Origin of the sequence: Micromonospora sp. NPDC050686, assembly GCF_040654475.1 — a bacterium.
Classification (GTDB): domain Bacteria; phylum Actinomycetota; class Actinomycetes; order Mycobacteriales; family Micromonosporaceae; genus Micromonospora.
The window spans coordinates 1-12,779 of record NZ_JBFAID010000048.1 but is presented as its reverse complement, the minus strand read 5'-3'; the positions used below and the strand labels follow the sequence as shown (position 1 = coordinate 12,779).

General features: G+C 72.8%; 11 protein-coding genes, 1 tRNA gene and 1 pseudogene. 8 read left to right on the top strand and 5 right to left on the bottom strand.

All coding sequences use genetic code 11. The features are described 5' to 3' along the window. Nucleotides 1-22: 22 nt before the first annotated feature. A complete protein-coding gene (locus AB0H57_RS25310; protein WP_357510493.1) occupies nt 23-481 on the top strand; it encodes a hypothetical protein in 459 nt (152 codons plus the stop codon). 43 nt (nt 482-524) lie between these two features. Then, complete coding sequence (locus AB0H57_RS25305) at nt 525-1,472, top strand: hypothetical protein (RefSeq protein WP_357510491.1); 948 nt, start codon at nt 525-527, stop codon at nt 1,470-1,472. Nucleotides 1,473-1,484: 12 nt separating this feature from the next. On the opposite strand, the gene mdlC is transcribed toward AB0H57_RS25305, so the two are convergent. Further along, complete coding sequence (mdlC, locus tag AB0H57_RS25300; protein ID WP_357510489.1) at nt 1,485-3,080, bottom strand: benzoylformate decarboxylase; 1,596 nt, start codon at nt 3,078-3,080, stop codon at nt 1,485-1,487. 143 nt (nt 3,081-3,223) lie between these two features. Then, nucleotides 3,224-4,027 (bottom strand): S-methyl-5'-thioadenosine phosphorylase, encoded by an 804-nt coding sequence (locus AB0H57_RS25295; RefSeq protein ID WP_357510487.1) that lies wholly within the window; start codon nt 4,025-4,027, stop codon nt 3,224-3,226. Nucleotides 4,028-4,176: 149 nt separating this feature from the next. Here AB0H57_RS25295 and AB0H57_RS25290 point away from each other — a divergent pair, with 149 nt between their 5' ends. Together AB0H57_RS25290 and AB0H57_RS25285 are read left to right on the top strand one after the other, a co-directional pair. After that, a complete protein-coding gene (locus AB0H57_RS25290) occupies nt 4,177-4,767 on the top strand; it encodes a YqgE/AlgH family protein (protein ID WP_357510557.1) in 591 nt (196 codons plus the stop codon). Nucleotides 4,768-4,857: 90 nt separating this feature from the next. Then, nucleotides 4,858-4,933 (top strand) — tRNA-Ala (locus AB0H57_RS25285). Between the two features lie 121 nt (nt 4,934-5,054). On the opposite strand, the gene AB0H57_RS25280 is transcribed toward AB0H57_RS25285, so the two are convergent. Continuing rightward, nucleotides 5,055-5,495, bottom strand: a complete 441-nt coding sequence (locus AB0H57_RS25280) for a VOC family protein (protein ID WP_357510485.1) — start codon at nt 5,493-5,495, stop codon at nt 5,055-5,057. Nucleotides 5,496-5,755: 260 nt separating this feature from the next. On the opposite strand from AB0H57_RS25280, the pseudogene AB0H57_RS25275 reads away from it, so the two are divergent. Beyond that, nucleotides 5,756-6,172 (top strand): annotated as a pseudogene (locus AB0H57_RS25275) (lytic polysaccharide monooxygenase); the annotation flags it as partial. A gap of 67 nt (nt 6,173-6,239) precedes the next feature. Next, entirely contained in the window at nt 6,240-6,668 is a 429-nt protein-coding gene (locus AB0H57_RS25270; RefSeq protein WP_357510483.1) for a lytic polysaccharide monooxygenase, read from the top strand. A 93-nt stretch (nt 6,669-6,761) separates the two neighbouring features. On the opposite strand, the gene AB0H57_RS25265 is transcribed toward AB0H57_RS25270, so the two are convergent. Both AB0H57_RS25265 and AB0H57_RS25260 read right to left on the bottom strand, forming a co-directional pair. Then, nucleotides 6,762-8,024, bottom strand: a complete 1,263-nt coding sequence (locus tag AB0H57_RS25265) for a nucleotide sugar dehydrogenase (RefSeq protein ID WP_357510481.1) — start codon at nt 8,022-8,024, stop codon at nt 6,762-6,764. Between the two features lie 206 nt (nt 8,025-8,230). Next, entirely contained in the window at nt 8,231-8,998 is a 768-nt protein-coding gene (locus tag AB0H57_RS25260) for a hypothetical protein (RefSeq protein WP_357510479.1), read from the bottom strand. A 170-nt stretch (nt 8,999-9,168) separates the two neighbouring features. Here AB0H57_RS25260 and AB0H57_RS25255 point away from each other — a divergent pair, with 170 nt between their 5' ends. After that, complete coding sequence (locus AB0H57_RS25255) at nt 9,169-11,469, top strand: glycosyltransferase (protein ID WP_357510477.1); 2,301 nt, start codon at nt 9,169-9,171, stop codon at nt 11,467-11,469. Between the two features lie 97 nt (nt 11,470-11,566). After that, entirely contained in the window at nt 11,567-12,649 is a 1,083-nt protein-coding gene (gene wecB / locus AB0H57_RS25250) for a UDP-N-acetylglucosamine 2-epimerase (non-hydrolyzing) (protein WP_357510475.1), read from the top strand. Nucleotides 12,650-12,779: the final 130 nt, after the last annotated feature.

The window sequence follows — 12,779 nt, the reverse complement described above, 5'->3', positions numbered from 1 at the left end:
TAGCACAGCGCGGGAGGTGCCCATGGTCACCGGTGGAATCCAGCAGCCGTACGCCGTCCGCCCGCCCGCGGGGCACCCGCCCCGGTCCTCCCTCGGCGCCGACGTGCGCGCGCTGGCGGGGGTGCTCGCCGTGCCGCTGCGGGAGGCCCGTTGGCGGGAGCGGCTGATCCTGCGGCTGGCCCCGGTCCGCGCGGGCTTCGCCGACCACGTCCGGGTCACCGAGGGGCCCGCCGGCCGGTACGCCGAGCTGCTCGGTCAGGCGCCGCGGCTGGACCGGGGCGTCCGGCTGCTGACCCGGGAACACGCGGCCATCGCCGCCGGCCTGGCCGGCCTCCAGCGCGCCGCGGAGCTGCCCGGAGTGCCGGCGGAGGAACTGCGCGGCCGGGCCGGGCAGCTGCTGCGGGCGATGTCCCGGCACCGGCAGCGCGGAGCGGACCTGATCTGGCAGGCGTACCAGACGGACCTGGGTGGCGAGACCTGAGCGGGCGGCGGAACCGGCGGGGGACGGCCGGCGTCGAAGTGGTATGCGTCGTGTGATCGCCCTGCTGGGCCTGCCTGTCCTGGTCGTCGCGGCCGGCTGCGCGCCGGTCGGCTCCGGCCTGGCGGCTGACCCGATGGACCATCGCTGGGAGGCGTTTCACCAGCGGTCGGCCGACATCGCCGACGCGTGGCGGGCCGATCCCGGGCGGGCCATCGGCTTCGTGCCGTTGCAGGGCCCGACCGTGCTGACCGGTGACCCGAAGTTCGATCCCGACACCGAGGCGGCGTTCGAGGCCGGCTGGTACCGGGACCAGATCGAGCTGCCGGCTGCGGTGCCGGGCCGGGGCACCGTACGGTTCCCGGACGCGACGATGACCGTGCCGCTGATCAGCGCCGCCGAGGCGTACCGGCAGCTGGATCTGGGTGATCCGCCGCCGTGTGCGGGGCGGCCCAAGGTGGCGGGGCCGACGATCGAGCCCGGCCCGGACAGCGCGGTGCACAGCGAGCCGTCCACCGCCTGCGTGCCGCTCACCGTCACCGAGGCGCGGCTCGGCACCGTGCAGCTGCGCACCACCCGGGGCACGGCCGAGGTGCCGGCCTGGCTGTTCACCGTGGCGGAGCTGGCGGTGCCGGTGGCCCGGGTCGCCGTCGCGCCGGCCGCCGTCACCGAGCCGTCCGACGCCGCCCGGCCGGACCGGCCCGCCCCGGCGGAGGTGGCCGGCGCGCAGCGCCTGGAGCGGGTGGACGGGGCCCGGCTGCGGTACACGGTCGGGGTGGGCAGCTGCGACACCGGGATCACCCCACTGGTGACCGAGTGGGACGACCTCGTCGTGGTGGGCGCCGGGGTGGTCCGCAGCACCGGAGTCTGCGACATGATGTTGAAGCTGGAGCCGGTGGAGATCGCCCTACGGGCGCCGCTGGGCGACCGGCCCGTGCTGGACGTGGTGACCGGCACCCCGCTGCCCTTCGCCGAGGCTGCCCGTTGGCGCTGACCGCGGGCGGGCTCAGAGGATGCGGGGCACGTCGGTGCTGATCGGCACCGGCAGCACGGTCGGCCGGTCGGCGGCGAGCGCCGCGTCGAGGGCCTCGCCGAGCTGGTCCAGGTGGTCGATGACGGTGGCCGCGCAGCCGTAGCCGCGGGCGATGGCGGCCACGTCCAGGCCGGGCAGGTCCAGGGCGGGCACGCCGGGGGTGTGCTTGAGGTCGGCGAACGCCTTGAGGATGGCGTACTGCTGGTTCACCGGCACCACGACGGGCAGTGGCAGCCCCAGCCGCGCGGCCGTCCAGAGCGCCTGCACCGAGTAGTGCAGCGAGCCGTCCCCGATCACCGCGACCACCGGGCGCCGCCGCCCGGTGTCCCGCTCGGCCAGCGCCACGCCGACCGCCGCGGGCAGCCCGAATCCCAGCCCGCCGCTGGCCATGGTGAAGTACGACGCCGGCCGACTGACCCGCAGCCGGCGGCGCAGGGCGGACAGGTTCGACGGGGACTCCTGCACCAGCACCCCGTCGGCCGGCCAGTGCGCGGCCAGCGCGGCGAACAGCGCGTCCGGGCCGGGCGGCTCGGCGACCTCGGGCGGGTCCGGGTCGGGGCGGGGCGCGGGCGGCGGCCGGTCGGCGGGCGGCACCAGCTCCCGCAGCGCGTCCAGCGCGAGCCCGGCGTCGCCGAGCAGGCTGTCGCCCACCGGGGCCCGCGCCGACTCGTCCGGGTCGTCGGTGACGTGCAGCAGCCGGGCGCCGGCGGGCAGGTAGTCGCCCGGCACGTGCGGGTAGTAGCGGAACACCGGCGCGCCGACCACCAGCACCGTGTCGTGGCCGCGCAGCGCGTCGGCGAGCGGCCCGATCGCGTACGGCAGGACGCCGCGGAAACTCGGGTGGTCCTCGGGGAAGACGGCCCGCTCCGGCGCCGGGGCGGCCCAGACCGGGACGGCCAGCCGTTCGGCCAGGCCGACCGCCGCGGGCCAGGCCTGCGCCCGGTCCACCGACGCGCCGAGCACCAGCACGGGCGCCCGGCTGGCGGCGAGCACGGCGGCGAAGTCCCGCAGTCGCGCCGGGTCGGGGGCGAACCGGGTGGCCACCGTGCGGACCTGCGGAGGCGGGCCGGCGGGCTGGTCCCAGTCGTCCATCGGCAGGGAGAGGAAGACCGGACCGGCCGGCGGCTGCATCGCCGTGGCGTACGCCCGCATCAGCGCCGCCGGGATGTCCTGCGCCCGGACCGGCTCGTAGCTCCACTTCACGTACGGCTGGGCCAGCTCGGCCGCCCGGCGGTTGGCCAGCCGGGGTTCGATCAGCAGCATCTCGCGGTTCTGTTGGCCGGCGGTGACGATCAGGGGCGTCTTGTTGTGCCAGGCGGTGACGAGGTTGCCCATGCCGTTGCCGGTGCCCGGGGCGGTGTGCAGGTTCACGTGCGCGGCTCGGCCGGTGGCCTGGGCGTACCCGTCGGCCATGCCGACGGCCGTCGCCTCCTGCAGGGCGTGCACGTACTGGAAGTCCGCCGGGAAGTCCCGGAGGAAGGGCTCCTCGGTGGAACCGGGGTTGCCGAAGACCGTGGTGAGGCCCAGGTCGCGCAGCAGGTCGTACGTCGTGTCGCGGACCGTTGCCATCGCCGACTGCCCCCGTCTGCCGCACCGGTGTCGGAGACGGCTCGACGAATTAGTTCCCCGACCCGATCGAATCTAACGGGACGGTGCGGGCTTTTCGGGAGCTTCCCGGCTCTCGCCGGAAGTCGCCGGCCACGCTCCGCCGGTCAGGGCAGCGGGAAGGGCAGTTGGATCCCGTCCAGGGCCGCGCCGCACGGGCAGTCCCGCTCGGCCGGCAGCGCGGCCACCGCGTCCAGCAGCACCGCACGCAGCGTGTTGGTGTTCTCCGCGAAGACCCGGAACACCTCCTGCTGGGTGACCGACCCGGCTCGGTCCACCCCCGCGTCCAGGTCGGTGACCAGGGCGATCGAGGTGTAGCAGAGGGCCAGTTCGCGGGCCAGCACCGCCTCCGGATGGCCGGTCATGTTCACTACCGACCCGCCGATCGCGGTGAACCAGCGGGACTCGGCGCGGGTGGAGAAGCGGGGCCCCTCGACCACCACCACCGTGCCGCCGTCGACCGCCGCCACGCGGTGCCCCGCGGCGGCGTCGAGCAGCGTACGGCGCCCGGTCGGGCAGTACGGGTCGGCGAAGGAGACGTGCACCGCGCCCCGGTCGTAGTAGGTCTGAGCCCGCCCGCTGGTCCGGTCGATCAGCTGGTCGGGCACCACGAAGGTGCCCGGGCCCAACTCCGGCCGGAGACCGCCCACCGCGCACGGGGCGAGCACCTGGCGTACCCCCAGCGACCGCAGCGCCCACAGGTTCGCCCGGTACGGGATCAGGTGCGGCGGGTGCCGGTGGTCCCGCCCGTGCCGGGGCAGGAACGCCACCGGTCGGCCGCCCACCTCGGCGATGGTGATCGGGTCCGACGGTGGGCCGTAGGGGGTCTCCACCTGGTGCTCGGTGGCCCCGTCGAGCAGGGCGTAGAGCCCCGAGCCGCCGATCACGGCGAGTTCGGCCGTTGGCCCCATCGGTCCTCCCCTGGATCCCGCTCGATCATCCGCCCGTCAGACCTTAACCACCGGCGGGAGCGCAAGCTATGGTGCCAGGCATGGGGTTGACAGCGCGGATTGCCGGCGGCGTCGCATCCGTCCCGGTGCACGGCTGACGGATGTCCGAGATGCAGGGAGAGGGACAGGCGATCGGTGGCCGCGCGATGGAGTCGATGACCGGGCGGCTGCTCGTCGCGACTCCCACCCTGAAGGACCCGAACTTCGACCGTACGGTGGTGCTGCTCGTCGCGCACGAGCCGGGCGGCGCCCTCGGCGTGGTGCTGAACCGGGCGACGGAGGTGCCGGTGGCCGACGTCCTCGGCGACTGGGGGGATCTGGCCCGGCATCCGGCGGTGCTCTTCGAGGGTGGGCCGGTGCAGCCCGACTCGGCGATCTGCCTGGCCCGGATGCGGCACCCGATCAAGCCGCTCAAGGGCTTCCAGCGGGTCTCCGGCGCGGTGGGGACCATCGACCTGTCGGTGGACCCGGAGCGGTTGCGGGAGAGCATCGGCGTCATCCGGGTCTTCGCCGGCTACTCCGGCTGGGGCGCCGGGCAGGTGGAGCAGGAGATCGAGGAGGGTTCCTGGTTCGTCCTCGACGCGCTGCCGGGCGACGCGTTCGTCGACCGCCCCGACGACCTGTGGCCGATGGTGCTGCGCCGGCAGGGCGGCATGCTGGCCGCCGTGGCCCACTTTCCGCCGGACATCGCGCTCAACTGAGCCGCCACCGGCGGGGACCCCGCGAGATGACCATGCCGACCGGCGTGTGTATAGTTCTCTGCGTGCCCGGGCGACCGGGGACGACAGCAAGGGGCCGTGGCGCAGCTGGTAGCGCACCACACTGGCAGTGTGGGGGTCAGGGGTTCGAGTCCCCTCGGCTCCACCAGATATGCGGTATGCGAACCATACCGCTGGTGGGTTTTTGATCAAGGGCTGGCCTTCATGGCCAGCCCTTGACTGTTTGCGGTGGCTGGGAAAGAAGCCCGGGATGCAGAAGGGGGCGGCCCTCAGCCGAGCTGTTGGGCCAGTCCGACGACGATGCCCTCCGGGCCGCGGAGGTAGCAGAGCCGGTAGGCGTCCTCGTACCGTGCCAGCTCGCCGACGAGTTCGGCGCCGTGGTCGCGCAGGCGGGCGACCACGTCCTCGATGTCGTCGACGGCGAACATGATGCGCCGGATGCCGAGCGTGTTGGCCGGCGCGTCCTTCGGCTCGGCGCGGACCGCCTTCGGGGCGTGGAACATCGTCAGCTCGACCCGGCCGTGGCCGTCCGGGGTCCGCAGCATGGCGACGTCCTGCCGGACGCCGTCGATCCCGATGACCCGCTCCACCCACCGTCCCTCGATCGGCCCCCGGCCCTCCAGTTCCATGCCGAGTTCGACGAAGAACGAAATGACGGCGTCGAGGTCTTCGACAACGATGAGGACGTTGTCCATCCGCTGGATCGTCATGCTGGGTCTCCTCGGTGTGCTGCGGCCCCGGTGGCCGCATCCGCCCCCTGGGACGGAGCCGCCCGGCCGTTCTCGACATCCTCCGCCACATCGTCGTCGGCAACCCCGACGTCGCCGGCCGTCGGCACGGGCCGGACTGTTTCGAGGAGTTGTTCGACACGTCCAGGCCACCCGCCGGTCCCTCGGCAGCTGACCGGGCCGGCGGCCGTCGAACCTTTGCCGGCTCCGGCACGTTACCGGTGGGCGGGAGGTCGTTTCTGATGGCCGTACGTGGATTTCTCGGTGCCGTCGTCGCGGGCGCCGCGGTGGTGCTGCCGGTTGCCGGGCCCGCCGCCGCGCACGGCGCCCCCACCAGCCCGGTGAGTCGGGCCGCGGCCTGCGGCCCGGTGGGCCGGTCGGCCGACACCCCGCCGTGCCGGGCGGCGGTGGCCGCCGGCGCGGCAGTGCGGGAGTGGGACAACGTGCGGGTGGCCCGGATCGACGGCCGGGACCGGGAGCGGATCCCCGACGGGGAGCTGTGCAGTGGCGGGCTCTCCGCCTACCGGGGGCTGGACCTGGCCCGGGACGACTGGCCGGCCACCGAGCTGACCCCGGGCGCCCGGTTCACCTTCCGGTACCGGACCACCATCCCGCACCGGGGCACCTTCCGGTTCTACCTGACCCGCGACGGCTACCAGCCGGGCCGCCGGCTCACCTGGGCGGACCTGCCGGAGCGCCCGTTCCTGGTGGCCACCGACGTTCCTGGTGGCCACCGACCCGCCGGTGCGCGACGGGGCGTACCAGATGCCGGGCCGACTACCGGCGAACCGGACCGGCCGGCACCTGATCTACACGATCTGGCAGAACTCCAACACGCAGGACACGTACTACTCCTGCTCGGACGTGGTGTTCCGGGTTCCGGGCGGCAGCACCGCGGCGGCCGGGGCCTCGCCGCGCGGCGGGGCCGGGACGACCCCGGCCAGCGGCCGGCCGGGGGCCGGGACGGAGGTGCCGGTTGCCGCCGCGGTGACCGACGAGCGGCGGGAGCGTCTGCCCTGGGCGGCCGTGGCGGGGGTGTCGGTGGTCCTGGTGGCCGTGCTGGTGGGCGCCCGGCTGCGCCGGCCGGGCACGGCGCCGCCGGGGCGGCCCTGCGAGGTGCGCAGCCACCGGGCGGGGCGCCGGCGCGTCTGGTGACCCCCGGCGGGGGACGCGGAAGCCGCGTCGCACGGTGGCGCGACGCGGCTTCGGCGGTTGTTCAGGACCGTGAGCGGCCCGGCGGGACCGGCCTCAGAGCCGGTACGCCTTGTCCGTGGTGGTGACGCCCCGGGTGTCGAAGAAGCGCTGCGCGATCTCGGCCAGCCGGTCGGCGTCGTACTGGCGGTGGTTCTGCACCAGGATGACCAGGTCGGCGCCGGCGACGGCGCTCTCCAGGTCGTCCATCCGCAGCACGTCGACGCCGGAGACCTTCCACTGGTTCACGTACGGGTCGTGGTAGCTCAGCTTCGCGCCCAGCGCGTCGAGCTTCTGGGCCAGCGCGACGGCCGGCGACTCCCGCTGGTCGGCGATGTTCGGCTTGTAGGTCACGCCGAGCAGCAGCACGGAGGCGCCGTTGGTGGCCTTGCCGGCGTCGTTGAGCAGGTTCTGGGCCCGGTGCGCGACGTACGCGGGCATCGTCGCGTTGATCTCCTGGGCCAGCTCGACGAAGCGGAACGGGTAGCCGAGCTTGGCCCGCACGTTGTGGCTCAGGTAGTTCGGGTCGATCGGGATGCAGTGGCCGCCGACGCCCGGCCCCGGGTAGAACGCCTGGAAGCCGAACGGCTTGCTGGACGCGGCGTGGATGACGTCCCACAGGTCGATGTCCAGTTCGTGGCAGAACCGGGCCATCTCGTTGACCAGCGCTATGTTGATGTGCCGGTAGGTGTTCTCCAGCAGCTTGGCGGTCTCGGCCTCCCGGGTGCCCTTGGCCCGCACCACGGTCTCGATGAACCGGCCGTAGAACGCCGCGGCCTTCTCGGAGCAGGCCGGGGTGTGGCCGCCGACGACCTTGGGCGTGTTGTGGGCGCCGAACTTCTCGTTGCCCGGGTCGATCCGCTCGGGGGAGAAGGCGAGGTGGAAGTCCGTGCCGGCGGTGAGGCCGGAGGCCTTCTCCAGGATCGGCCGGACCACCTCGTCGGTCGTGCCCGGGTAGGTGGTCGACTCCAGGATGACCAGCATGCCCGCGGTGAGGTTGCCGGCCACGGCCTCGGTCGCGCCGATCACCGCGCGCAGGTCGGGGCCCTGGTCCTCGGAGAGCGGGGTGGGCACGCAGATCACGGCGGCCTTGGCGCCTTTGATCTCGGACGCGTCGGTGGTGGCGCGGAAGCCGGTGCCGATCATGTCCGCGATGTCACTGTCGGACAGGTCGTCGACGTGCGACTTGCCGGCGTTGAGCGAGTCCACGACCCGCTTGCTGATGTCGAAACCGAGGACGGTCATCCCCGCCTTCGTCGCCTCTTGGGCGAGGGGTAGCCCGACGTACCCGAGCCCGAGAATCACGACATCGACAGTCACTGCCTGCTCCTTCACTGCATGGCGCGCGGTTCGGGCCTATTGTCGCCGACCGGCCGGAATGACGAGAAGTGGGGTGCTATGGGGCGTTTCTGCCCGTCCGCTGCGGGGAATCCCGGACGGCGACGGCCGTCGGCTCAGCGTGGACTCTGACGCAGCGTACCCGCCGCACGGGGATTTGCCCCACCCCGCTACCCCCTGGCAGGTGATCAACGACCCAGCGTGCGCTTGACCTTGCGCTTGGCCTTGCGGGCGAAATTCTTGCCGCGACGCAGCACGCCGAGCAGCCGTCGGCCCTGCCTGGACATGCGCAGCACGCCCTTGACGGTGTGGTCCTGGGCGCGCGCCGCGCGCTCCTTCTCCAGCTCCTGCGCGAGCGTGTCCAGGTGCTTGAGCAGCGCGTGCTCGCTGCGGCGCTGGTCCTCCAGGTACTGCCCGACCACCGCCCGGGCCTCACCCAGCGTGATCCTGCTGCTGCTGTGGGCGGTGCCGGCGGTGGTCAGCCGGACCGCGGCCTCGGCGGTGGCGAGCAGGGCGCCGGTGGCCGCGGCGGAGCTCGCCGGGCCGGGCCGCAGCACGGCGCACGGCGAGCCGCTGAACGCCTGCAGGCCCAACCACTCCAGGCCGGTCAGCGCGGCGGCGGTGTGCTCCGCGCCGAGCGCCGGCCCGGACGGGTCCAGGGCGACCAGCAGCCGCCCGTCGGGACGCAGGGCGGCCTGGATCCGGACGTTGACGGCGGCCAGCCACCGCGGCTCGACGCTGCTGCGCTCGATGATGATCGTGTCGAACTGTCCCTCGATGACGACCTCGTCCGGGTCGGCGCCGACCTCGAGGACGACCGCGTCCCGGAAGGGCGTGGTCAGCGAGTCGTGGCCGTGGTGCCGGTCATCGGTGATGATGAGCAGGTCCTGCTCATCGGCGCCTGGACCGCGCAGGTGGTGTTCAACGTCAACGGCCGCTGCCGTATCGATCGTCATCCTGCGTTACCTCCGGGCCCGAGTCCTGGTTACGATGCGCGGCGAGATTAGCGCATGTGCCGGCGAGTGTGGGTCGCGGCACCCGCTCCACGGGGGTCGGGCCGGACCGGGTTCGTGCGGCGCCGTCCGCAGTCGCCCGCGGCGACGCGATGATACCGAGGAGTGCAAGCGTGGCAGGTGGGGAGTCTCCCGAGGTCAGCGGGCTGCGGAGCGAGAAGGCGGGCGACCGTCCCTGGCTCAGGCCGTCGGCGGCCGCCGTGGACCGCGCCGGCATCACCGAGTGGCGCAAGCAGGTCGACGCGTTGCACAACGAGATCCAGGCCGACCTCACCGTCGAGGGGTCGCACAGCCGGGTGCTCAGCCCTGGGGTGAGCGTCGTCGTCCCGTCGTACCGGGGCGCCGGGCACATCGGGCGGTGCCTGGAGTCGATGGCCGCGCAGACCCTCGACCCGGCGCTGTTCGAGCTGATCGTGGTGTTGAACGGTCCGGAGGACGGCACCCGGGCGGTGCTGGAGGAGTTCCGCGCCGCCCACCCCGCGCTGACGGTCCGGATCGTGCGGCTGAGCCGGGCCGGGGCGTCCCGCGCCCGTAACGCCGGTATCGCCGCGGCGCGCCGGGAGTACACCACCTTCGTCGACGACGACGACCACATCTCGCCGAACTTCCTCGAGGTGCTGTACAGCCACGCCAGCCCCCAGGTGGTGCCGATCGCCGGGCTGGTCAACGTCGGGTCGGACGGCGTCGAGGACGCGGCCAACCCGATCAACACGATGCTGCTGGAGCACGACAGCAAGCTGACCGCGCCGGCCGAGGCGCGGGTGTGCACCACCTTCAACGCCTGCAAGCTGGTCGCCACCAGCCTGCTCCGCGACGTCTACTACGACACCGACCTGGCCAGCGGCGAGGACGTGCTGTTCTGGATGACCGTGGTGGTGCGCGGGCACATCAACTTCTACCCCTGCCCGACCGAGGCGGTCTACTACCGCACCATGCGGGCGGGCTCGGTCTCCCGGCCGGAGCCGACCTTCGACTTCTCGGTGACCCAGCGGCTGGAAGTGATCACCCGGTTGGAGCGGCTGCTGCCCGAGTGCGACGTGCGCTCCCAGGAGCTGCTCGCCACCCGGATCCGGGCGCAGACGGCCTTCCTCGCCGAGTACCTCAAGCGGCACCGGGACGAGTACCGCCGGGTGGTCGACGAGATCGACAGCTACCCGATCTACCACATGCCGTACGAGCGGATGAACGGTGTGCTGGAGCGGGGCCTGGTGATCGCCTACGCCTTCCCGCCGTACGCCGACACCAGCGGCGTCGTGATGGGCAAGCGGGTACGGATGATGGGCCGCACCGCCGACGTCATCTACAACGCGATGGACCGGATCCGGCCCACCGACGAGTCGCTGACCCGGATCTCCGGCCCGTTCATCAACCGCAAGGCGGCCCTGCCCACGCCGTCGTACTTCTCGGACTTCGGGTCGATGGAGAAGTTCGCCCTGGCCGGTCTGAAGCAGATCGCGGAGTGGCAGGACGCCCGCAAGGTGCCGTACCCGTGGATGTACAGCCGGGCGCACTTCGCCCACTCGCACTTCCTGGCGGCGGCGTACAAGCTGGCGAACCCGGACGTGAAGTGGACCGCGGAGTTCTCCGACCCGCTGTCGCGGGACATCTCCGACCAGGAGCGCGGTACGCCGATCAAGGAAGGCGAACTGCTCGACCGGCTGCGTACCGGTCTGACGGAGCTGGGCCTGCCGGTGCCGGACACCACCAACTGCTTCATCTGGACCGAGGAGGTCGCGTACGCCCTGGCGGACGAGATCATCTTCACCAACGAGAACCAGATGGAGTACATGCTCAGCTACTGCTCCAACCCGGAGCTGGCGGAGATCGCCCGGAAGAAGGCGGTCGTCTCCCCGCACCCGACGCTGTCGCCGAACTTCTACTCGATGACCGAGACCGATTACCCGCTCGAGCCCGGTGTCGCGCACATCGCGTACTTCGGCAACTTCTACGCCACCCGAGGGCTGGACGACGTGCTGGCGGGGATCGCCGCGCAGGACTCGTGGACCCGCGCCCACCTGCGCATGCACGTGTTCACCACCAAGCCGGAGGAGCTGCAGAAGCGGGCCGCCGAGCTGGGCATCTCCGACGCGGTGCGGGTCGGCCCGTACGCTCAGTACCTGGGCTTCCTGAACCTGACCACCAAGTTCGACTGTCTGCTGGTCAACGACGCGATCACCGGCGACAGCCACGCGCAGAACCCGTACCTGCCGTCGAAGTGGTCGGACTACAAGGGCAGTGGCAGCCCGGTCTGGGGTCTGGTCGAGGCGGGCAGCCCGCTCAGCCGGCAGCCGCTGCACTTCCAGTCCCCGGTCGGCGACGTGGCGGCGGCCGCCGAGGTGCTGGCGCGGATCGTCCGGGACAAGGTGGGCGAGCGGCCGGCGGCGGAGCTCACCTCGGCCGACCAGCCGGTCTGAGCCCACCTGAGGAAACAACTGGCCACACCTCTGGCATGCTGCCGGAGGGGCAGGGGCGCCGCTGGGGCGCCCGACCATCGATTGCTGGAAGGCTCTGATGCCCGATCTCGTCCTGCACGTCACCGGTGCCCGGCCGAACTTCCCGAAGGCGGCCCCGGTCATCCGCGCCCTCGCCGAACTCGGCGTGCCGCAGGAACTCATCCACACCGGCCAGCACTACGACGAGCGGATGTCGGATGTGTTCTTCCGCGAGCTCGGCCTGCCGAAGCCGGACGTGAACCTGGGCGTCGGCTCGGGGAGCCACGCGGTGCAGACCGCGGCGATCATGACCGGCCTGGAGGAGATCTTCCTGTCCCGCCGGCCGGGCATGGTCGTGGTCTACGGCGACGTCAACTCCACGGTCGCGGCGGCGCTGGTGGCGTCGAAGCTGCAGATCCCGGTCGCGCACGTCGAGGCCGGCCTGCGCAGCTTCGACATGACCATGCCGGAGGAGATCAACCGGCTGGTCACCGACCGGCTCTCCGACCTGCTGCTGGCCACCAGCCCGGACGCGATCGCCCACCTCGGCAACGAGGGCACCGACCCGGACAAGATCCACCTGGTCGGCAACCCGATGATCGACACCCTGCTGGCGAACCTGGACCGCTTCGACGCGGACCGGGCGCGCTCCGAGTACGGGCTGGACGACCGTTACATCGTGGCGACCCTGCACCGCCCGGGCAACGTCGACGACCCGGCCGACGCCGCCGCGCTGGTGAAGGCGATGCACGCGGTGGCCGACCAGGCCGAGATCGTGCTGCCGCTGCACCCGCGGGGCCGCGCCCGGCTGGAGGCCGCCGGGCTCTTCGACCACCCCAAGCTGCGGGTCATCGACCCGCTGGGGTACGTCGACTTCCTCGGCCTGGTCCGGGGGGCCGCCGCGGTGGTCACCGACTCCGGCGGCGTCCAGGAGGAGACCACCATGCTCGGCGTGCCGTGCCTGACCCTGCGGCCCAACACCGAGCGGCCGGTGACCATCACCCACGGCACCAACCGGCTGGTGACCCGCGACGCGCTGCCGCAGGTCGTCGCCGAGGTGCTGGCCGAGGGCCGCAGCGAGACCTGGCCCACCCCGCCGCTGTGGGACGGGGCGGCCGGCCGGCGGATCGCCGCGGTGATCGCCGGGCAGCTGCGCGACTGAGCACGAATTGAACCGGCGCCCGCCACCTTCGAAGGAGCGCGGCGACGAACCCGTCCGCCTCGGCCAGCCGCAGCGCCGCCCAGACGTCCTCGTCGCTGATGCCGGGCCGGTCCAGGCCGATGTTGGCCCG